The sequence below is a fragment of the Stenotrophomonas sp. YJH_SMC_81 genome (assembly GCF_059370875.1).
In genome coordinates this window covers 116,021-135,067 of the sequence record NZ_JCAFUB010000006.1, presented here as the reverse complement: position 1 = coordinate 135,067, position 19,047 = coordinate 116,021, and the positions used below count along the sequence as shown (strand labels likewise).

Genomic DNA, 19,047 nt, shown 5'->3' with positions numbered 1-19,047 from the left:
CCGCGCGAGGGCGCGGGGCGTGTCGGTGGGCGGGTGCAGGGCGCGCGCGGTGGTCATTCGATCACGTCTTCGCGCGGCAGCATCCGCTGGTTGTAGGTGTTGGCCATCACATAGCCGTAGGCACCGGCATCGGCGATCAGCATCACGTCGTCCGGCGCGGTCGACACCGGCAGCTTGCGGCGCTTGCCGAACACATCGCTGGATTCGCAGATCGGCCCGACCACATCGAACGCCGCTTCGGCATAACCGCCCTGGCGGCTGAGATTCTCGATGTCATGCCAGGCGTCGTACAGCGCCGGGCGCATCAGTGCGTTCATGCCGGCGTCCAGGCCGACACGGCGCACGCCGTCCTTTTCCACCACCTGGGTGGCATGGGTCAGCAGCACGCCCGATTCGGCCACCAGGTAGCGGCCCGGCTCGATCGCCAGGCGGAATGCCGGGTGCAGTGCCTTGACCTCGGCCAGGCCCTCGGCCCAGGCGTCCAGGTCGAAGGGTTCGTCTTCGTCGCTGTACGGAATCGGCAGGCCACCACCGATATCGATGGTCTGTACGCTGCCGATGCGGCGAGCGAAACCGGCCAGCTCATCGCACATCAGCCGCCAGTGCTGCGCGGTTTCCACGCCGCTGCCCAGGTGCGCATGCAGGCCCACCACGCGGCTGCCCAGTTCGGTGGCCGCGCGCACGAACTCGTCGACGCGGGCGATCGGCAGGCCGAACTTGGACTCCTTGCCACCGGTACGGACCTTGGCGTGGTGGCCCTCGCCCCGGCCCAGATCGACGCGCAGCCACAGCTCGCGGTTGCGGAACAGGTCCGGCCAGCGCTGCAGCGCTTCCACGTTGTCGACGGTCACGGTCACGCCCAGCGCGAACGCCGCCTCGTACTCGCTGCGCGGGCAGAAGCTGGGGGTGAACAGCACGCGCTTGGGCGACAGTTCCGGCAGGTGCTGGAACACATGCTTCAGCTCGCCGTGCGACACGCACTCCAGGCCGAAGCCTTCGGCTTCCAGCAGCTGCAGGATGGCCGGGTGGCTGTTGGCCTTGATCGCGTAGTAGCGCTGGTCGATCGGCTTGATCGCGGCCAGTGCACGGGCGCGGGCGCGCACCGTCGGCAGGTGGTAGACGTAGCGCGGCGTACCGGCATCGGCCAGCTGCAGCAGGTGCGCACGCTGGCCGCGCCACCACGGCGTGCCGCGCGGGCGCACGGTGCCGGCAATCTCGCGCCAGCGCGGGCCGAACACTTCGGTCTCCTCCACCGGCATCGCGCCGCTGTCGATCAGCTCTGCGTGCAGGATCGGCAGCAGGCCATCGGCATCGGCCTCGTCGATGACGAAGGTCAGGTTCAGGTCGTTGGACGACTGCGAGATCATGTGCACGCGCTCACGGCCGAAGGTCGCCCACACGTCCGACAGCTTGTGCAGCAGCGACCGCATGCCACGGCCCACCAGGGTGATCGCCGCGCACGGCACGATCACCTTCACCTTGCAGATCTGCGACAGGTCGGCCGACAGCGCGGCCAGCACATCGGTGTTGACCAGGTTCTCGGACGGGTCCAGCGACACGGTGACGTTGGTCTCGGCCGAACCGATCAGGTCCACCGACAGGCCGTGCTTCTTGAACAGGTTGAACACATCGGCCAGGAAGCCGACCTGCTGCCACATGCCGATGCCTTCCATCGACACCAGCACGATGCCATTGCGGCGGCTGATCGCCTTCACCCCCGGCACCGGTGCGGCGCTGCCATCGATGCTGGTGCCCGGCAGTTCCGGGCGCTCGGTATCGAGGATGGCCATCGGCACGCCGGCATCGCGGCACGGCTTGATCGAGCGCGGGTGAAGCACCTTGGCGCCGGTGGTGGCGATTTCCTGCGCTTCGTAATAGTCCAGGCGGGTCAGCAGGCGCGCGTCCGGCACGTCCTTCGGATTGGCGCTGAACATGCCCGGCACATCGGTCCAGATCTCCACCCGGCTGGCGCCGAGCAGCGCACCGAAGTACGCCGCCGAGGTATCCGAGCCACCACGGCCGAGGATGGCGGTACCACCATCGGCATGCCGCGAAATGAAGCCCTGGGTGATCAGCAGGCGGGTCGGCTGCGCGCGGAAGCGCTGCATCCACTCCGCGTCGGCGCGCCACTGGCAGTTCACCGACAGCCGCTGCGACCAGTCGCTCTGGTTCGGCTGCGGCGGCATCGCGTCCAGCCACTGGCGGGCATCCATCCAGCCCATGTCCAGGCCCGAGGCGCGCAGATAGGCCGCGCCCAGGGTGGAGGACAGCAGCTCGCCCTGGCCCAGCACTTCGGCCTGCCAATCCAGCGGACGGGTGGCCGCCCGCGCATCGTCGAGCAGGCCCTGCAGTGCCGCCAGCCGTTCGGCCAGCACCTCGCGGCCCAGGCCGAGTTCGGCCAGGAAGCCCTCATGCCGCTCGACAAGCGCTGCCACGCGATCACCGCTGTCCGGCGCGCCGTCGGCAATCGCGGTCAGTTCGTTGGTGACCCCGGACAGCGCCGATACCACCACCAGCACGCGCGATCCGGTCTCTTCCGCGCGTTTTTTCGCCAGCTTCCCGATCGTGTCCCAGCGGTGACGACGCGACACCGAGGTGCCGCCGAACTTCAGTACGATCCAACGATCGACAAGGGGGGAAGCTGACATGGATTGGCTATGTAGAATGTGGGGAAGCCGCCCTCGGGGGCGGAACCTTCGATTCTAAGCGCAATATCCCCGTAGATGGCCGTCCTCCGTTACCTGCAGCTCGATGTCTTCGGCCCCCGCCCCGGAACCGGCAATCCACTGGGCGTCATCCTGGACGCCGACGCGCTCTCCAGCAGCCAGATGCAGGCCCTGGCTACCTGGCTGAACCTGTCCGAGACGGTGTTCTTCCTGCGCCCCACCGCGCCCGGCGCCGATTACCACATCCGCATCTTCACACCGACCCGTGAGCTGGCCTTCGCCGGCCACCCCAGCGTCGGTGCCGCCTGGGCGGCGGTGACCTGCGGCCTGGCCCAACCGCGCGACGGCGCCCTGCTGCAGCAATGCGCGGCAGGGTTGCTCCCAGTACGGGTGAGCGGCCCGGCCGAGGCACTGGAGATCCAGCTGGCCTGCCCGCCGGCACGGCAACTGGACACGGAGGCAGGCGGAGCGCCCGCCGCGCTGTTGGCGCTCGCTGCCGACGGGCAGGCGCCCGAACTCTGGGACAACGGCGCACGCTGGTGGCTGCTGCCACTGCGCGATGCCGCCGCCGTTCGCGAGCTGGCACCGGACATGGCCGCGCTGGCCGACTGGAGCCTTGCCACCGATGCCACCGGCGTGGCGGTGTTCGCCGACGAAGCCGGCGCCGGCCATGCCCGCGTGGTGCGTGCGTTCTGCCCCGCCGATGCCCCCAGCGTGCCCGAGGACCCGGTCACTGGCAGCGCCAATGCGCTGATCGGCGCCTGGCTGCGGCAGCGCGATGCCCTGCCCGGCGGCGAAGGCCGCTACGTGGCCAGCCAGGGCCGCGAAGTGGGCCGCGATGGCCGCGTGCAGGTGCAGGTCGACGCGCAGGGCACGGTGTGGATCGGCGGCCAGGTGCAGCCGGTCATCGACGGCCAGATCCGTTGGCTGTAGAGCCGAGCCCACGCTCGGCTGCTTCTTCTCACACCCCGACACAGCCGAGCATGGGCTCGGCTCTACAACCGCGCGTTAAGCTGCGCGCCACCCGATCCTGGAGTTTCGCCCCGATGACCACCCGCCGTTTCCTGCAGCTGGATGTGTTTTCCCCGCGCGCCGGCGCTGGCAACCCGCTGGCCGTGGTACTCGATGCCGACGGCCTGGACGATGCCAGCATGCAGGCCATCGCGCGCTGGACGCGCCTGCCCGAGACCACCTTCGTGTTTCCGCCCCAGGCCGACGGTGCCAGCTACCGGCTGCGCATGTTCAGCCCGCAGAAGGAAGTGCCGTTCGCCGGTCACCCCAGCGTCGGCACGGCGCATGCGGTGCTGCAGGCAGGCCTGGCCACACCGGTCGACGGCGTGCTGGTGCAGGACGGCATTGCCGGTGCCCTGCCGCTGCGCGTCAGCGGTGAGGGCGCGCAGCAGCGCATCGCCATCCGCACACCGCGCGCGCAGTTGGCGGAGATCGCTGAAGCCACCGATCCGCGCCTGCTGGCAGCACTGAAGGACTGGCCACTGGGCTCGCTGCCGCCGGCGCGCATGCAGGGCGGACGCAGCTGGTGGGTGGTGCAGGTGGCCGATGAAGCCGCATTGCGCGCCCTGCATCCGGACTGGGACGCGGTGGCTGCGCTGGCCGAGTCCACCGACAGCATGGGCGTGTTCGCCTATGCCTTCAGCGATGGCAGTGAGGGATTCGATCTGGCCGTGCGCGCTTTCGTCGGCAATGGTCGGCGCTTCGAGGACGCCGCCTCCGGGGCCGCCAATGCAGTGCTGGCCGCGTGGCTGGACCTGCGCGACGCGCTGCCACGTGGCCGTGCACCGTTCGAAGTCAGCCAGGGCCGCGAAGTCGGCCACGATGCGCGTCTGACCCTGCGGGTCGATGAGGACGGCGAGGTCTGGTCCGGGGGACAGGTGCAGACCGTCATCACCGGCACCCTTGATTGGTAAAGGGGTACTGTAGAGCCGAGCCCACGCTCGGCTGCTCCTCGGCCAGATCACGGGACCTGCAGAAGCCGAGCATGGGCTCGGCTCTACAGATGCGCCGGCTCAGCCCAGCTCGGCTTCCAGGCTGATCGGCACCGCGCTCAGCGCCTTGGATACCGGGCAGTTCTGCTTGGCATCATCGGCAATGGCACGGAACTGCGTCGCATCGATGCCGGGCACCACCGCCCTGACCTTCAGGCGGATCTGCGACAACTGCGGACCGCCTTCCAGCGACAGGTCGACCTTGGCTTCGGTGTCCAGCGAGGTCGGGGTGAAGCCTGCTTCGCCGAGCTTGGCTGACAACGCCATGGTGAAACAACCCGCGTGCGCGGCGGCAATCAGCTCTTCCGGATTGGTGCCCTTTTCGTCGCCGAAGCGGCTGTTGAAACCGTAGCGGGTCTTGTCCAGCAGCCCACTCTGCGGCGTGCTCAACTGCCCCTTGCCCGTCTTCAGATCGCCTTCCCAGTGCGCGGTGGCGTGTCGCGAGATTCCCATTGTGCTGCTCCTGCGTGGCGGTGATGAACGGCTACCCTCGCACGCCACGCGTTAGCCCTGCGTCGCTCCGCCGCACGCCGGACGTCGCCCCCGAGTCCGGCGCGTGGACACTTCCTCGCCAGCCCGGAACGCATTTTCCTCTTGTTTTCAGTGGTTTCGCGCACCCCACCGATCGGCGGGCGCCGGCGATCGAACACGCTGGCGTGCCCCCATCCCCCACCGCCGACCATGTACTGAATCGGCCTGGATATGAAAAAACATGCACTTTCCGCGCTTCGGGCTATTGGCGGCGCCCAAGAGTTGCCCTACATTGCGCTTGCCGACGGGGTTCGGCGCCGACCAAACAACCAACCGTTCACGGAACAGGAAACCATGGCAAAGACCGCTAAGAAGGCTGCCCCGAAGAAGGCAGCGAAGAAAGTCGCGACGAAGGCAGCCGCCAAGCCGGCCGCTCCGAAGCCGATCAAGGAAGTGCTGACCAAGTCCGGCCTGGTTGCACACATCGCTGAAGCCTCCGGCGTCGTCGCCAAGGACGTCCGCGCTGTGCTGGCCTCGCTGGAAAGCGCCGTCGCCTCCTCGGTGCACAAGAAGGGCGCTGGCTCCTTCACCCTGCCGGGCCTGCTGAAGATCACCACCGTCAATGTGCCGGCCAAGCCGAAGCGCAAGGGCATCAACCCGTTCACCAAGGAAGAGCAGTGGTTCGCCGCCAAGCCGGCCACCACCAAGCTGAAGGTGCGTCCGCTGAAGAAGCTGAAGGACGCCGCGCTGTAAGCGCGCGCCCCAACGTGGATTCCGACGGGACGGCTCTGGCCGTCCCGTTTTTTTTGCGTGCCCGGCGGTAGATCCACGCCATGCGTGGATGCGTCGCGCTGTGGCAATCCGCAACACAGCGTTGCCGCCTCCCCGGGAATGCCCGTACAGGCCCGTCGCCACTGGCCGAGCGCGGCCTGGGCAGGTGCTGGAACGTACCGGGTGGAACACTGCGTGCAGCGCCGGCCGTCGCCTCAGGCCGTGGCCTTGCCTATGGTGGGCACATCCTCCACAGCTACGGCGAGCACACCCTCATGGCCAGCCCCTCCACCCGCTACCGGATCTCGGTGACCCCCATCGAAAAGGACGGGCTGCAGTGCACAGGGCGCTGCACCATCGAACTGGAGCATCGCGCCAGCCGCGACCTGATGCGCCTGCTGGAGGCGGCCCCGCGTACCGCCGGGATCAGCGGCGACGAGCGTGCGACCCTGGTGATCGCCACCCAGCTGCTGCGCGATATCGTGCAGCGCCATGCCGAGACCGGCGGCCACGCATTGGCGGCCATCGCCGGTCAGGTCCTGCCAGCGCTGGACGCTCTGGATCAGCTGCCCTCCTCCCGCTGATCCCGGCGCAATCGCTACACTGCCGCCCTCCAGGTTGCCTCGGGGAGGAGGCAGACATGCGCAGGATCCCGTTGCTGATCGCACCCTTGGTGCTGCTGGGCTGTTCACGCCCGGCAGCACAGACGACCGGCGACATCGCGGCAGCGTCCGCTCCCGTCGCTGCCACCGCACCCGCGAACACTCGCACCGGCCCCGATCCCGCAGCAGTGCAGGCAAGTGAAATGTCGGTGCTGTCTGCTGTCGCCGACGGTGCCGAGCCGCCATCGACGATGCTCAACCGCTACGTAGCGGCGTTGCTCAACCGCGACCGCGCCGCCAGCGATGCCGCCTGGACGATCCCGCCCAGCGACCCGCGGCATGCGGACGACGCCGCGCTGCGGCAGCTGCAGGACCTGCGCACCCTGCGCCTGCACAGCGATCCCCCGCTCGCCCGCGACGATCGGCAGCCACCGCAGCTGCTTGAAGTGCCGGTGCAGATCCGCGCGGTCACCGCCAACGGTACGTTCCGCTTCGGTGGCTGGTACCGCGTGCAACCCAGCAGCGATGGCAGCGCCTGGCAGATCCAGTCGGCGCAACTGCGTCCGATGCTGGACTGAACCGTTACAGCCGCATGCACGCGCGATTCAGCCTGCACGGCTACTCTTTGATCCATCCATTCCCTGCCATCGGTCACCGCCATGCGCCTGCGTTCCCTGATGACCCGCCTCGCTGCCTCCACCGTACTGATCGCCGCTGCGATCGGCGCGCAGGCGGCTCCCTCCATTTCCGGCCGCGAACTGTCGGTGGGTGCCAGCGACGTGCAGCAGTACCTCGATGGCAGCTTCCCGCGCACCCAGGATGCCCTTGGCGGCCTGATCTCCCTGACCATGAGCCATCCTCAGCTGAGCCTTCCGGCCGGCGAGCGCTTGAACCTGGGCATGGACGTGGCACTGGCCACCGCCGGCGGCAACCCGGCCAAACTGGGTACGGTGAAGCTCAGCAGCGGCCTGCGCTACGACGCGCAGACCCAGGGCTTCCACCTGCAGCAGCCCAGTGTGGACGACTTCACCCCGGCCAACCAGGGCGGCCGCCTCGACTCACGCACCCGTGGCCTGCTCAATGCCTGGCTGAGCGACTACGCCCAGCGCGAACCGATCTACAAGCTGGACCCGGCGGTGGCCGGGGTGCTCGGCGCGCTGCAGGTGCAGGCGGCACAGGTCAAAAACGGCAAGCTGGTGGTCACCTTCAACCAGAACCTGGGCAACCTGGTGCCGGCAGGCCTGCTGGGCAAATAAGGTAGTGCCGGCCGGCGGCCGACAGCGCAGACTGCATCTGCCGGCCAGCGGCCGGCACTACCGGTATAGCGGATCACGCGGCAAGTGCCTTGACCACCGCCTCGCTGAAAGCAGGAATGTCATCCGGCTTGCGGCTGGTGATCACGTTGCCGTCTACCACGACCTCGGCGTCGCGCCAGTTCGCACCGGCGTTGGCCAGATCCTGCTGAAGGGAGGGCCAGGAAGTCAGCTCGCGGCCATCGGCCAGCCCGCTGTTGATCAGCAGCCACGGGCCATGACAGATCGCGGCGACGGGCTTGCCGGCTTCATCCACTGAGCGGATGAAGCTGAGCACCGCGTCGTCGGTGCGCAGTGTGTCCGGATTGATCACACCTCCCGGCAGCACCAGGGCATCAAAGCCCGCCGGATCCGCCTCATCCAGCGGGATGTCGACCGCGACGGCGTCGCCCCAGTTCTTCTCTTTCCAGCCCTTGATGGTCGCCTCCTTTGCGGGCGACACCACGCTGACCCGCGCGCCTTCCGCTTCCAGCAGCCGTTTGGGCTCGGTCAATTCGGACTGTTCAAAGCCGTGGGTCGCGAGGATGGCGATCTGTTTGCCCTTCAATCGCTCTGCCATGGGTGCACTCCAGTTGGGGGAGTGCACAGCGTGGACGAACGGCCCTTGCACGGCGGTGACCCTGCCGTGCACGGCAGGTGGAGAGCCTCCCGCTGGTGCCGGCCGCTGGCCGGCTCCTGCATCGCGCCATGCCGGCCAGCGGCCGGCCCTACCCGGTACCGGTCAGCGCTTGGGCTGCAGCATGGTGCCGGTGCACTTGGGCGAGCCGCAGCGGCATTCCCAGATCTTCTTCAACTTGGCGGTGTGGCGCTCGGCCAGGGTGATGCCGTAGTTGTAGGTCAGCTCTTCGCCAGCCTTGATATCGCGCAGCGCCTCGATGAACACCTTGTCGCCACGGCTGTCGCCGTCCTCATCTTCCTCGATCACCGCCTCGCAGTTCGGGTCGCAGCTGTGGTTGATCCAGCGCGCGTCGTTGCCCTTGTAGTTGGCATCGATCACCCAGTCGTCATTGAGGGTGAACAGGAAGGTATGGCCGCTTTCGACGTCGCCGCTGTCATCGGCATCAACGTCGCCATGGCTGCGCAGCAGGCCCTTGTACTGGATCACGCGCTCGCCCTGCTTGATCGGGGCGACGGCGAACACGCCGTTGCCATGGATGGCGGACTTGCGGGCTTGGATCTTCTTCGGCATCGGCACGGGCTGTTTGCAGCGGATGGAACAGGGATTCTCGCCCATTCCGGGTGATTGCGAAAATCACCCGGTTGGCGCAGCATGGCGCCCCGGGCAGCGCCCGCTGGCAGAGCCTCCCGGCCCGGCCCCAGCGCCGGCTGAATGCCCGGGTTGGATGGTGGCGAATAAAAGCGTACAATTTCAGTCCGCTTTAAGAACCACTCGCATCCCCATGTTGCGCGTCACCAAGCTCACCGATTACGCCACCGTCGTGCTGACCGTGCTCGCCGCCCGTCCGGGCGAGGTGCTCAGTGCCACCGAACTGGCCGAATTCACCGGCCTGGAGCCGCCCACCGTCAGCAAGGTACTCAAGCCGCTGGCCCAGGCCGGCCTGGTCGAAGGCCTGCGCGGCGTCCGTGGCGGCTACCGGCTGACCCGCCCGGCCATCGAGATCTCGCTGTTCGAAGTGGTCGAAGCGATGGAAGGGCCGCTGGCCCTGACCGAATGCAGCCACGACCACCACCAGTGCGGCATGGCACCCAAGTGCGGCGCGCGCAGCAGCTGGCGGTTGATCAACGACGTGGTCTCCGAGGCCCTGCGCGACGTCAGTCTTGCGCAGATCCTGCCCCCCCTTCCCCTTGCCGATGACGAACAGCGCCGCACCATCGCTGTCGACGTCGTCTCCTGATCCACAGGCAGCCCCCCATGGCCACCGAAACCATCGAAAACGTCGCCCACGACGACACCCCCAACCGCGAGATCCACGAGCAGCTCGGCCGCAAGTATTCGGCTGGCTTCATCACCGAGATCGAGTCGGACTCCCTGCCGCCGGGCCTGGACGAGGACACCATCCGTGCCCTGTCGGCCAAGAAGGACGAGCCGGAGTGGATGACGCAGTGGCGCCTGGACGCCTACCGCCACTTCCTGACCATGCCGATGCCGGACTGGGCCAAGCTGGAGATCGCCCCGATCGATCTGCAGGCGCTCAGCTACTACTCGGCGCCGAAGGGCCCGAAGTACGCCTCGCTGGACGACGTGCCGAAGGAACTGCTCGACACCTACGACAAGCTGGGCGTTCCGCTGCACGAGCGCGCCAAGCTGGCCGGCGTGGCGGTGGACGCGGTGTTCGACTCGGTCTCCGTCGGTACCACCTTCCGCAAGGAACTGGCTGAGAAGGGCATCATCTTCTGCTCGATGTCCGAGGCCATCAAGGAACACCCGGAGCTGGTGCGCCAGTACCTGGGCACCGTGGTGCCGGTGGGTGACAACTACTTCGCCGCGCTCAACTCGGCGGTGTTCTCCGATGGCAGCTTCGTGTTCATTCCCAAAGGCGTGCGCTGCCCGATGGAACTGAGCACCTACTTCCGCATCAACGCCGGCCACACCGGCCAGTTCGAGCGTACCCTGATCGTGTGCGAGGACAAGGCCTACGTCTCCTACCTGGAAGGCTGCACCGCGCCGATGCGCGATGAGAACCAGCTGCACGCTGCGGTGGTCGAACTGGTGGCACTGGAAGACGCGGAGATCAAGTACTCCACGGTGCAGAACTGGTACCCGGGCGACGAGAACGGCGTCGGTGGCATCTACAACTTCGTCACCAAGCGTGCCGAATGCCGCGGCGCGCGCAGCAAGGTCACCTGGACCCAGGTCGAGACCGGCTCGGCGATCACCTGGAAGTACCCCTCGTGCGTGCTGCTGGGCGACGACTCGGTCGGTGAGTTCCACTCGGTCGCGCTGACCCATCACCGCCAGCAGGCCGACACCGGCACCAAGATGATCCACGTCGGCAAGCGCACCAAGAGCAAGATCGTCAGCAAGGGCATCAGCGCCGGCCGCGGCCAGAACACCTACCGCGGCCTGGTCAAGGTCGACCGCAATGCTGATGGCGCGCGCAACTACACCCAGTGCGATTCGCTGCTGATCGGCAAGCAGTGCGGCGCCCACACCTTCCCCTACATCGAGGTGAAGAACCCGGGCGCCACCGTCGAGCACGAGGCCACCACCTCGAAGATTTCCGACGACCAGCTGTTCTACTGCCGCGCCCGTGGCATCAGCCAGGAAGACGCGGTGTCGATGATCGTCGACGGCTTCTGCAAGCAGGTGTTCCGCGAACTGCCGATGGAGTTCGCGGTGGAAGCCAAGAAGCTGCTGGAAGTCTCGCTGGAAGGTTCGGTGGGCTGACCGCCCGCCCCTGCCCCTCGCAAACGCATTCTCTTTACCGGCGGGCCCAGGCCCGCCCCACGGAAACCCCCACCATGCTGAAGATCGAAAATCTCCACGCCCGCATCGGCGACAAGGAAATCCTCAAGGGCCTGTCGCTGGATGTGAAGCCCGGCCAGGTGCACGCCATCATGGGCCCGAACGGCGCCGGCAAGTCCACCTTGGGCAATGTCCTGGCCGGCCGCGACGGCTACGAAGTGACCGAAGGCAGCGTGCAGTTCGACGGTGTCGACCTGCTGGAGCAGGACCCTGAAGCGCGTGCCGCTGCCGGCCTGTTCCTGGCATTCCAGTACCCGGTGGAGATCCCGGGCGTGAACAACACCTACTTCCTGCGCGCGGCGCTGAACGCCCAGCGCAAGGCACGCGGCGAGGACGAACTCGACTCCATGCAGTTCCTCAAGCTGGTGCGGCAGAAGCTGGCCGTGCTGCACCTGAAGGACGAGCTGCTGCATCGTGGCGTCAACGAAGGCTTCTCCGGCGGCGAGAAGAAGCGCAACGAGATCTTCCAGCTGGCCGTGCTGGAACCGAAGCTGGCGATCCTCGACGAGACCGACTCGGGCCTGGACATCGACGCGCTGAAGAGCGTGGCCGACGGCGTCAATGCGCTGCGCGCCGCCGACCGTTCGTTCCTGGTCATCACCCATTACCAGCGCCTGCTGGACTACATCAAGCCGGACATGGTGCACGTGCTGGCCGATGGCCGCATCGTCAAGAGCGGCGGCCCCGAACTGGCGCTGGAACTGGAAGCGCACGGCTATGATTTCCTGAAGGACCGGGTCGTGCCCGAGGCGGCGGTCTGATGAGCGCCCTGCTCGACTCGATGGCCCAGGCCTTCTGCGGCAGCGATGCGCGCCGCGGAGTGCTGGATGCGGCCCTGCGCGACGGCCTGCCGGCCGCACGCAATGAAGCCTGGAAGTACACCTCGCTGCGCCAGCTGGAACGCCGTGCGTTTGCTGCGGCACCGCTGCAGGGCCCGGCGCTGGACGCCGCGCTGCTGGACGACATCCCGGCACCGCGCCTGGTGTTCGTCAACGGCCGCCTGGATGCCGCGCTGAGCGACGTGCAGGCCCTGCCGGCCGGCGTGCAGCTGCAGCCGCTGTCGGCCGCACTGGCCTCCGGCGAAGACGCCGTGCGTTTCCTTGGCCGCCGCTACGAGCGCAGCGAGGAGATCTTTGCCCGCCTCAACGCCGCACTGGCCGATGAAGGCGTGGTGCTGCGCGTGGACGAAGGCGTGCAGGTCGAAGCGCCGCTGCAGCTGGTATTCGCCAGTGTGGCGGGCGAGACCGACCTGGCCTGGCATCACCGCCACCTGATCGAACTGCGTGCCGGCGCCAGCCTCGGCGTGGTCGAGCACCGCTTCAGCGTGGGTGACTCCGCCCACCTGGACAATACCGTGCTGCATGCCCATGTCGCCCGCGATGCCGTGCTCAAGCACGCCCGCGTGCAGGCCGGCAGCGCGCGCCAGACCAGCTTCCTGCGCACCGACGCGGTGCTGGCCCGCGGCGCGCAGTACCACCGCGTGGACCTGGAACTGGGCGCCGCGCTCAGCCGCCATGAACTGAACGTGCGCCTGGAAGGCGACAATGCCCAGCTGACCGCCAACGGCGTGCTGCTTGGCAATGGCCGCCGCCACGTCGAAACCCGCCTGGGTATCGACCACATCGCCCGCGATACCGCCTGCGAACTGCTGTGGCGCGGCGTCGCCGCCAACCGCAGCCGCGTGGTGTTCCATGGTGGCATCCAGATCCGCGAAGGCGCCGATGGCACCGACGCGAACCTGTCCAACAAGAACCTGCTGCTGTCGGCCGATGCCGAGATCGACACCCAGCCGACGCTGGTGATCGACGCCGATGAAGTGAAGGCCGCGCACGGCGCGACCGTCGGCCAGCTCGACGCCAACGCGTTGTTCTACCTGCGCTCGCGCGGCCTGCCGCAGGCCCAGGCGCAGGCACTGCTGAGCGCCGCGTTCTGCCACGAGCCGCTGAAGATCCTGCCGGACGCGCTGCGCGAACAGCTGGCACGCCGCCTGGACAAGGCCCTGGCCGAGGCGGGTGTGGCATGAACCTGTCCACGCCGCGCCCGATCGAAGAACGCACCGGCGCTCCCGACTGGGACCGCGTCCGCCTCGACTTCCCGCTGCTGATGCGCGAAGTACATGGCAAGCCGCTGGTCTATTTCGACAATGCCAACACCGGCCAGAAGCCGGTGCAGGTGATCGGCGCGGTGGACGAGTTCTACCGCCGTTACAACGCCAACGTCAGCCGCGCGGTGCATGCACTGGGCAGCGAAGCCACCGATGCCTACGAAGGTGCGCGCAACACGCTGGCGCGCTTCCTCAACGTGCGCCCCAGCGAGCTGGTGCTGTGCAGCGGCACCACCTTCGCCATCAACCTGGTGGCGTATTCTTGGGCGCTGCCGCGGCTGAAGGCCGGCGACGTGATCCTGGTGTCGCGCATGGAGCACCACGCCAACATCGTGCCGTGGCAGCTGGTCGCGCAGCGTACCGGTGCCACCATCCGCGTGGCCGAGATCACTCCCGATGGTGCGCTGGACCTGGATGCGCTGCGCGCGGCGATGACCCCGGAGGTCAAGCTGCTGGCGGTCACCCATGTCTCCAACGTGCTGGGCACGGTCAACCCGGTGCGCGAGATCTGCCGCGAAGCGCGCAAGCGCGGCATCATCACCGTGGTCGATGGCTCGCAGGCCGTGCCACACCGCAAGGTCGACGTCGCCGCGATCGGCTGCGATTTCTACGCCATCACCGGCCACAAGATGTGCGGTCCAACCGGTACCGGCGCGCTGTGGGCGCGTCGCGAGCACCTGGACGCGATGCCACCGTTCCTCGGCGGCGGCGAGATGATCAAGGAAGTCAGCTTCGACGGCACCGTGTTCAACGATGCCCCGCACAAGTTCGAAGCCGGCACCCCGAACATCGCCGGTTTCATCGGCCTGGGCGTGGCCGCCGACTACCTGCAGCAGCTTGGCCAGGACAACGTGGAGGCGCGCGAAGCCGAACTGCTGGCGCACTTCACCGAAGAGCTGCGCCGCGTCGATGGCCTGCGCATCATCGGCCAGGCACCGGAGAAGGCCGCCGTGGTCTCGTTCCTGATCGATGGCGCGCATGCCCACGACCTGGCCACCCTGCTCGACCTGGAAGGCGTGGCCGTGCGCTCGGGCCAGCACTGCGCACACCCGCTGCTGCAGTACTTCGGCGTCGCCGCCACCTGCCGTGCCTCGCTGGCGTTCTACAACACGCACGCCGAGATCGAGCGGTTCATGACCGCGCTGACCAAGGTACGCAAGCTGCTGGGGTAAGACTCACAGCGCAGCCGGAAGCAACGAGAACGCCGCGGGAAACCGCGGCGTTTTTCAAGGCGCCGCCAAGGGCAGGATCGAAGACACGCAGAGCTCCGCAGGCCATTGCCCAAGGTGCCCCTTGCCGTAAGGGAACGCGGGTTGGCCCGCCGATACGATTCCGGTGAGTTCAACCGCCTGCTCCGACGGCAGCGCCGTGACGGGAATTCCATTCACCCACACGCCGTCGGCCGCCCATGGATCCTGCACCGGTGGCCCCGGGTGCAGCGCAGACATTTCGAAGCTCTCAACGTAGGCACCCCGTACGCGCACCAGTCTGCCGTGATAACGCATGGGATCGGCACGCAGCGCCTCCACCGTCACTGGCAACGCACGGGACGCACTGAAACGCGGGCACCCCAGGCCGTTGGGCGCGATGCCGCCACTCTCCTCGTGCGCCGGCAGGCAAGCCAGAAGAGCCACAAGCAGGACAGTTGCGGCCAGCGCGATTCCCTTCGGTATGCCCACCCCTGCACTCCGCCTGGCATTTGAAGAATGCACGAGCATAGCGGTTGCCAGGACCGTCAAGGGTCTCCCCCATTTGCGCCCGCCCACTGCCCACCTAAAATGCCCCCATGAGCACCCTGACCTTCCGCGCCGCCACGCCGGCCGACATCCCCGCCCTGATCGCCCTCGTCACCTCGGCCTACCGTGGCGACGCCAGCCGCGTGGGCTGGACTACCGAAGCCGACCTGCTGGATGGCGCCCGCATCGACGCCGAAGGCATCCAGGCCGACCTGGACCGCCCCCGCTCCACCATCCTGCTGGCCGAGCGCGAAGGCGTTCTTGTGGCCTGCGCCCACGTTGCCGACGTTGAGGGCAAGGGCTACTTCGGCATGTTCTCGGTCGACCCCGCACAGCAGGGCGGCGGCGTCGGCAAACAGCTGATGGTCGCCGCCGAAGCCCACGCCGCACGCGAATGGAACGTGCCGGTGATGCAGATGACGGTGATCGACGTACGCGACGAACTGATCGCCTTCTACGAGCGTCGTGGCTACCAGCGGACCGGCATCAAGAAACCCTTCCCGTATGGCGACGAACGCTTCGGCATCCCCAAGCGCGACGACCTGCGCTTCGAGATCCTGGAAAAACCGCTGGCCGGAGCGGCCGCGTGAGCGATACCTGGACCTTCGTGTGCGCCAGCAACGAGCTGCTGCCCGGTGAAATGAAGAGCGTGTTCGACGAGGTGACCGGCACCCCGATCGTGGTGTTCAACCTCGACGGCGAGCTGTACGCGCTGGAAGACCAGTGCACGCACGAGGAATTCGAGCTGTCCTCGGGCGAATTCAACACCGCCGAAGGCAGCGTGGAGTGCGTACTGCACGGTGCGCGCTTCGACGTGCGCGATGGCCGCGCCCTGTGCGCCCCGGCCTATACCCCGGTGCCCAAGTTCCCGGTGAAGCGCGAGCACGACGCCGTCTGGACCCGCGACGACCGCGATTGAGGCGGCGCACGGTCTGGGGGTATCCACCCTGGGCTGGATCTGCAGGAGGCCCCGCAAGGGCCTTCGCAGGGCGTTCCCCGGCCGCCCCGGCGTCCCGCAGCACCCCGTACATGCGAATCATTATCGTTGATGTTATTCTACGTAACATCTTCGTAACGACTTCGCCCTCGCGCCATGGTCTCGCCCGCGCCCACTGCCACGTTGTGCCAGCTCGCCCGCCAGGGGTGGCCACTGGCCGTGGCCGTGCTGCTGACGCTGCTGCTGGGCTGGTCGGCGCTGCACGAAGGACGCAGCAACGCCCCGACTACCCAAGGGTGGCAGGCACATGCCGAAGGGTTGCGCCAGGTCATGCCATTGCCGGCGCCGTCGGCAGACGAATGCCCGCAACATGCTGCACCTGCACCGGAGCCGCCGCTTGAGGGTGAGGGCAACACGCCCTGCACCGGAGTGGCACCCCTGCGCGCGCCCCTGGTCGCACATATCCCGCTATGGCGCTCCGACGCCCTGCGCCGGCAACTGCACGATCCCGCACTGCGCTTGAACCCCGGCCACGCACCGCCCGCACCGCACGCCAGCTGAGGCGCCCTGCGGCTGTTGCCGTGCGCCTGAAGTCGTTCGCCGCATCGCCGGGCATCAGCTCGGCTCTACAGAAGACGCTCCCTCCCTGTCGTCGCGCTGTCTGCGCTTCGGCCTTCGCCGTTTCCCGATCCACGCCACTACCCAAAGCCATGACCCACATCACGTCCCGCAAGCACGCCCCGCGCGTTTCCCTGCTCGCCACCGCCACCCTGGCCGCAGGCTTCGCGCCGCTGGCCGCGCAGGCTGCCGACAGCGCTGATGCCGCATCCAGCAAGGCCACCGACCTGGACAAGGTGCAGGTGCGCGGCAGCTGGTTCAATCCGTCCTCGCCGAAGTTCACCGCCGAACTGCTGGACACCCCCAAGTCAGTGTCGATCGTGTCGGAGAAGCTGATCGCCGAAACCGGTGCGACCAACCTGCAGGATGCGCTGCGCATGGTGCCGGGCATCACCTTCGGTGCCGGCGAAGGCGGCAACCCGACCGGCGACCGCCCCTTCATCCGTGGCTTCGATTCGCAGAGCAACGTCTTCGTCGACGGCCTGCGCGACGTCGGCTCGCAGACCCGCGAGATCTTCGATCTGGAGCAGGTGGAAGTGGTCAAGGGCCCGAGCTCGGCCTACGGTGGCCGTGATTCCGGTGGTGGCAGCCTGAACCTGGTGAGCAAGACGCCGAAGCTGAAGAACGAGACCAACGCCAGCATGGGCATCGGTACCGACAGCTACGCACGCGGCACCGTGGACGCCAACTACGTCCTGGGCGACGGCATCGCCGCGCGCCTGAACCTGATGAAGCACGAATCGGACATCGCTGGCCGCGACGCCGCCAATGTCAGCCGCTGGGGCATCGCGCCGTCGATTGCATTCGGCCTGAACGGCCCGGCGCAGCTGATCGCCAGCCACTACCACATGCAGAGCGATGACCTGCCGGACGCCGGTGGTTTCCCCTACGGCAACCCGAACGGTGCGCCGGCCTCGAAGTGGGTCGACGGCCGCCCGATGGTGCCGGACCGCAACAACTACTACGGCCTGGTCGACCGTGACTTCCAGCGCACCCGCGCCGACATCAGCACGCTGGATGCCAGCTACGATTTCGGCGGCCACAAGCTGCGCAACATCGCGCGCCTGGGCAACACCAGCAACGACTACCTGTGGACCCAGCCGGACGACAGCCAGGGCAACCCGAACAACTACGGTACCCTGTGGCGCCGTACCAACGCCCGCGCCGTCGACGTCAAGAGCTTCGCCGACCAGCTGGGCCTGACCGGTGCCTTCCAGACCGGCGCGCTCAAGCACAGCTACAGCGCTGGCGTGGAGTACAGCGACGAGAAGATGACCCGCGGCAGCTATCTGATGACCCCGGGCACCAGCAACCCGCTCACCGGCAACAGCAAGTGCCCGACCACCGGCGCGGCCACCGGCTACAACTGCACCGATTTCGCCAATCCGGATCCGCGCGATCCGTGGGCAGCCACCCATTCGGTGTACCGCAGCGACAAGGCACTGGACGTCGAGCAGCGCACCAGGACCACCTCGGCCTACGTGTTCGACACCATCGAGCTCAATGAGCAGTGGATGATCAACCTCGGCCTGCGCTACGACGACTTCCGCACCACCCTGACCACCCCGGTGGCCGGCAAGGCACCGACCCGCGTGCGCAACAGCAACGACTTCCTGAACTACCAGGCCGGTGTGGTGTTCAAGCCGGCCGCCAACGGCAGCATCTACCTGTCGTGGGGCACCTCCTCGACCCCGCCGGGCATGGACGGTGGTGACGGTTCGGACGGCCTGAGCGCCGCCGTGGCCGACCTCAAGCCGCAGGACACGAAGAACCTCGAACTGGGCACCAAGTGGGACCTGTTCGACCAGCGCCTGAACCTGACCGCAGCGATCTTCCACACCGTGATGAACAACGCACGCGTGACGGTCGACAACGGCACCAGCCAGAACGCCGGCAAGAAGGAGATCAACGGCTTCGAACTGGGCTTCACCGGCCAGCTGACCGACGCCTGGAGCCTGTACGGCGGCTACACCTACCTGGACTCGGAACTGAAGGACAACGGTTTCGTCTGTGGCGCACCGGTGGGCCGCACCTGCCCGTCCAACGTGTACGTGCCGTCGCCGTACAACGGCAACGTGTTCCCGAACACTGCCGAGCACAGCGCCAACCTGTGGACCACCTACCGCTTCCCGATCGGCCTGACCCTCGGCGCCGGCGCGTTCTACTCGGACAAGCAGTACGGTGATGTCGCCAACACCAAGTGGATCCCGAGCTACACCCGCTTCGACGCGATGGCCAGCTACGCGATCCAGGACAACATCAGCCTGCAGCTCAACGTGCAGAACCTGACCGACAAGACCTACTTCACCAAGGCCTATGCCTCGCACTACGCGAGCATCGCCCCGGGTCGCTCGGCCACTCTGGCACTGAACGTCAAGTTCTGATGTAACCGCGCTCCA

Annotated in this window: 20 protein-coding genes; 15 read left to right on the top strand and 5 right to left on the bottom strand. The window is 67.5% G+C overall.

Annotation, left to right across the window (positions count from 1 at the left end; all coding sequences use genetic code 11):
- Positions 1-53: 53 nt before the first annotated feature.
- The gene (locus AC5P8U_RS14255) at positions 54-2,648 is read right to left on the bottom strand and encodes a bifunctional aspartate kinase/diaminopimelate decarboxylase (RefSeq protein ID WP_061479209.1); all 2,595 of its coding nucleotides are present in this window, start codon (positions 2,646-2,648) and stop codon (positions 54-56) included.
- 75 nt (positions 2,649-2,723) lie between these two features.
- Here AC5P8U_RS14255 and AC5P8U_RS14250 point away from each other — a divergent pair, with 75 nt between their 5' ends.
- Positions 2,724-3,599, top strand: a complete 876-nt coding sequence (locus AC5P8U_RS14250; RefSeq protein WP_439426666.1) for a PhzF family phenazine biosynthesis protein — start codon at positions 2,724-2,726, stop codon at positions 3,597-3,599.
- 113 nt (positions 3,600-3,712) lie between these two features.
- Positions 3,713-4,591, top strand: a complete 879-nt coding sequence (locus tag AC5P8U_RS14245) for a PhzF family phenazine biosynthesis protein (RefSeq protein ID WP_088496730.1) — start codon at positions 3,713-3,715, stop codon at positions 4,589-4,591.
- A 99-nt stretch (positions 4,592-4,690) separates the two neighbouring features.
- Here the strand turns inward: AC5P8U_RS14245 and AC5P8U_RS14240 are convergent, their stop codons facing one another.
- On the bottom strand, positions 4,691-5,122 hold the full coding sequence (locus AC5P8U_RS14240) for an OsmC family protein (protein WP_072168629.1): 432 nt from the start codon (positions 5,120-5,122) through the stop codon (positions 4,691-4,693).
- A 372-nt stretch (positions 5,123-5,494) separates the two neighbouring features.
- Between AC5P8U_RS14240 and AC5P8U_RS14235 the strand changes: the two genes are divergently transcribed.
- The 4 genes from AC5P8U_RS14235 to AC5P8U_RS14220 all read left to right on the top strand — a co-directional run bounded on the left by AC5P8U_RS14235 (position 5,495) and on the right by AC5P8U_RS14220 (position 7,769).
- Positions 5,495-5,893 (top strand): HU family DNA-binding protein, encoded by a 399-nt coding sequence (locus AC5P8U_RS14235; protein ID WP_072168628.1) that lies wholly within the window; start codon positions 5,495-5,497, stop codon positions 5,891-5,893.
- 293 nt (positions 5,894-6,186) lie between these two features.
- Positions 6,187-6,495 carry a DUF3861 family protein gene (locus AC5P8U_RS14230; protein WP_005415605.1) on the top strand — a complete coding sequence of 103 codons (309 nt, stop codon included), beginning with the start codon at positions 6,187-6,189 and terminating at the stop codon, positions 6,493-6,495.
- Between the two features lie 56 nt (positions 6,496-6,551).
- Positions 6,552-7,091: a hypothetical protein gene (locus AC5P8U_RS14225; RefSeq protein WP_072168627.1), complete on the top strand. Its 540-nt coding sequence runs from the start codon at positions 6,552-6,554 to the stop codon at positions 7,089-7,091.
- Between the two features lie 81 nt (positions 7,092-7,172).
- Positions 7,173-7,769, top strand: a complete 597-nt coding sequence (locus AC5P8U_RS14220; protein ID WP_005415603.1) for a YceB family lipoprotein — start codon at positions 7,173-7,175, stop codon at positions 7,767-7,769.
- Between the two features lie 73 nt (positions 7,770-7,842).
- Here the strand turns inward: AC5P8U_RS14220 and AC5P8U_RS14215 are convergent, their stop codons facing one another.
- Together AC5P8U_RS14215 and AC5P8U_RS14210 are read right to left on the bottom strand one after the other, a co-directional pair.
- A complete protein-coding gene (locus AC5P8U_RS14215) occupies positions 7,843-8,385 on the bottom strand; it encodes a type 1 glutamine amidotransferase domain-containing protein (protein WP_005415602.1) in 543 nt (180 codons plus the stop codon).
- Positions 8,386-8,547: 162 nt separating this feature from the next.
- Positions 8,548-9,015 (bottom strand): SET domain-containing protein, encoded by a 468-nt coding sequence (locus AC5P8U_RS14210; RefSeq protein WP_012479369.1) that lies wholly within the window; start codon positions 9,013-9,015, stop codon positions 8,548-8,550.
- Between the two features lie 211 nt (positions 9,016-9,226).
- Here AC5P8U_RS14210 and AC5P8U_RS14205 point away from each other — a divergent pair, with 211 nt between their 5' ends.
- The 5 genes from AC5P8U_RS14205 (at position 9,227) to AC5P8U_RS14185 (ending at position 14,529) form a co-directional block, all read left to right on the top strand.
- Positions 9,227-9,682 (top strand): SUF system Fe-S cluster assembly regulator, encoded by a 456-nt coding sequence (locus AC5P8U_RS14205; protein ID WP_049414161.1) that lies wholly within the window; start codon positions 9,227-9,229, stop codon positions 9,680-9,682.
- A gap of 17 nt (positions 9,683-9,699) precedes the next feature.
- Positions 9,700-11,175 carry a Fe-S cluster assembly protein SufB gene (gene sufB / locus AC5P8U_RS14200; protein WP_072168626.1) on the top strand — a complete coding sequence of 492 codons (1,476 nt, stop codon included), beginning with the start codon at positions 9,700-9,702 and terminating at the stop codon, positions 11,173-11,175.
- 74 nt (positions 11,176-11,249) lie between these two features.
- Entirely contained in the window at positions 11,250-12,014 is a 765-nt protein-coding gene (gene sufC / locus AC5P8U_RS14195; RefSeq protein WP_088496728.1) for a Fe-S cluster assembly ATPase SufC, read from the top strand.
- The gene (sufD, locus tag AC5P8U_RS14190) at positions 12,014-13,276 is read left to right on the top strand and encodes a Fe-S cluster assembly protein SufD (protein ID WP_447897379.1); all 1,263 of its coding nucleotides are present in this window, start codon (positions 12,014-12,016) and stop codon (positions 13,274-13,276) included. The genes sufC and sufD overlap by 1 nt, the downstream gene beginning before the upstream one ends.
- Complete coding sequence (locus AC5P8U_RS14185; RefSeq protein WP_065196580.1) at positions 13,273-14,529, top strand: cysteine desulfurase; 1,257 nt, start codon at positions 13,273-13,275, stop codon at positions 14,527-14,529. The genes sufD and AC5P8U_RS14185 overlap by 4 nt, the downstream gene beginning before the upstream one ends.
- A 54-nt stretch (positions 14,530-14,583) precedes the next feature.
- On the opposite strand, the gene AC5P8U_RS14180 is transcribed toward AC5P8U_RS14185, so the two are convergent.
- On the bottom strand, positions 14,584-15,075 hold the full coding sequence (locus AC5P8U_RS14180) for a hypothetical protein (protein WP_065196581.1): 492 nt from the start codon (positions 15,073-15,075) through the stop codon (positions 14,584-14,586).
- Between the two features lie 68 nt (positions 15,076-15,143).
- Here AC5P8U_RS14180 and AC5P8U_RS14175 point away from each other — a divergent pair, with 68 nt between their 5' ends.
- The 4 genes from AC5P8U_RS14175 (at position 15,144) to AC5P8U_RS14160 (ending at position 19,032) form a co-directional block, all read left to right on the top strand.
- Positions 15,144-15,683 carry a GNAT family N-acetyltransferase gene (locus tag AC5P8U_RS14175; RefSeq protein ID WP_072168623.1) on the top strand — a complete coding sequence of 180 codons (540 nt, stop codon included), beginning with the start codon at positions 15,144-15,146 and terminating at the stop codon, positions 15,681-15,683.
- Positions 15,680-16,012 (top strand): non-heme iron oxygenase ferredoxin subunit, encoded by a 333-nt coding sequence (locus AC5P8U_RS14170; RefSeq protein WP_005415593.1) that lies wholly within the window; start codon positions 15,680-15,682, stop codon positions 16,010-16,012. The genes AC5P8U_RS14175 and AC5P8U_RS14170 overlap by 4 nt, the downstream gene beginning before the upstream one ends.
- Positions 16,013-16,186: 174 nt before the next feature.
- The gene (locus AC5P8U_RS14165; protein WP_072168621.1) at positions 16,187-16,591 is read left to right on the top strand and encodes a hypothetical protein; all 405 of its coding nucleotides are present in this window, start codon (positions 16,187-16,189) and stop codon (positions 16,589-16,591) included.
- Between the two features lie 149 nt (positions 16,592-16,740).
- On the top strand, positions 16,741-19,032 hold the full coding sequence (locus AC5P8U_RS14160) for a TonB-dependent receptor (protein ID WP_447897378.1): 2,292 nt from the start codon (positions 16,741-16,743) through the stop codon (positions 19,030-19,032).
- Positions 19,033-19,047 lie beyond the last annotated feature (15 nt).

Excerpts from the sequence above, each read along its gene's own strand:
- AC5P8U_RS14175 (WP_072168623.1), top strand. The coding sequence starts at position 15,144 with ATGAGCACCCTGACCTTCCGCGCCGCCACGCCGGCCGACATCCCCGCC.
- AC5P8U_RS14245 (WP_088496730.1), top strand. The coding sequence starts at position 3,713 with ATGACCACCCGCCGTTTCCTGCAGCTGGATGTGTTTTCCCCGCGCGCC.
- AC5P8U_RS14220 (WP_005415603.1), top strand. The coding sequence starts at position 7,173 with ATGCGCCTGCGTTCCCTGATGACCCGCCTCGCTGCCTCCACCGTACTG.
- sufB (WP_072168626.1), top strand. The coding sequence starts at position 9,700 with ATGGCCACCGAAACCATCGAAAACGTCGCCCACGACGACACCCCCAAC.
- AC5P8U_RS14250 (WP_439426666.1), top strand. The coding sequence starts at position 2,724 with ATGGCCGTCCTCCGTTACCTGCAGCTCGATGTCTTCGGCCCCCGCCCC.
- AC5P8U_RS14240 (WP_072168629.1), bottom strand. The coding sequence starts at position 5,122 with ATGGGAATCTCGCGACACGCCACCGCGCACTGGGAAGGCGATCTGAAG.
- AC5P8U_RS14225 (WP_072168627.1), top strand. The coding sequence starts at position 6,552 with ATGCGCAGGATCCCGTTGCTGATCGCACCCTTGGTGCTGCTGGGCTGT.
- AC5P8U_RS14205 (WP_049414161.1), top strand. The coding sequence starts at position 9,227 with ATGTTGCGCGTCACCAAGCTCACCGATTACGCCACCGTCGTGCTGACC.
- AC5P8U_RS14180 (WP_065196581.1), bottom strand. The coding sequence starts at position 15,075 with ATGCTCGTGCATTCTTCAAATGCCAGGCGGAGTGCAGGGGTGGGCATA.
- AC5P8U_RS14165 (WP_072168621.1), top strand. The coding sequence starts at position 16,187 with ATGGTCTCGCCCGCGCCCACTGCCACGTTGTGCCAGCTCGCCCGCCAG.
- AC5P8U_RS14185 (WP_065196580.1), top strand. The coding sequence starts at position 13,273 with ATGAACCTGTCCACGCCGCGCCCGATCGAAGAACGCACCGGCGCTCCC.
- sufD (WP_447897379.1), top strand. The coding sequence starts at position 12,014 with ATGAGCGCCCTGCTCGACTCGATGGCCCAGGCCTTCTGCGGCAGCGAT.
- sufC (WP_088496728.1), top strand. The coding sequence starts at position 11,250 with ATGCTGAAGATCGAAAATCTCCACGCCCGCATCGGCGACAAGGAAATC.
- AC5P8U_RS14255 (WP_061479209.1), bottom strand. The coding sequence starts at position 2,648 with ATGTCAGCTTCCCCCCTTGTCGATCGTTGGATCGTACTGAAGTTCGGC.
- AC5P8U_RS14215 (WP_005415602.1), bottom strand. The coding sequence starts at position 8,385 with ATGGCAGAGCGATTGAAGGGCAAACAGATCGCCATCCTCGCGACCCAC.
- AC5P8U_RS14210 (WP_012479369.1), bottom strand. The coding sequence starts at position 9,015 with ATGCCGAAGAAGATCCAAGCCCGCAAGTCCGCCATCCATGGCAACGGC.
- AC5P8U_RS14160 (WP_447897378.1), top strand. The coding sequence starts at position 16,741 with ATGACCCACATCACGTCCCGCAAGCACGCCCCGCGCGTTTCCCTGCTC.
- AC5P8U_RS14235 (WP_072168628.1), top strand. The coding sequence starts at position 5,495 with ATGGCAAAGACCGCTAAGAAGGCTGCCCCGAAGAAGGCAGCGAAGAAA.
- AC5P8U_RS14230 (WP_005415605.1), top strand. The coding sequence starts at position 6,187 with ATGGCCAGCCCCTCCACCCGCTACCGGATCTCGGTGACCCCCATCGAA.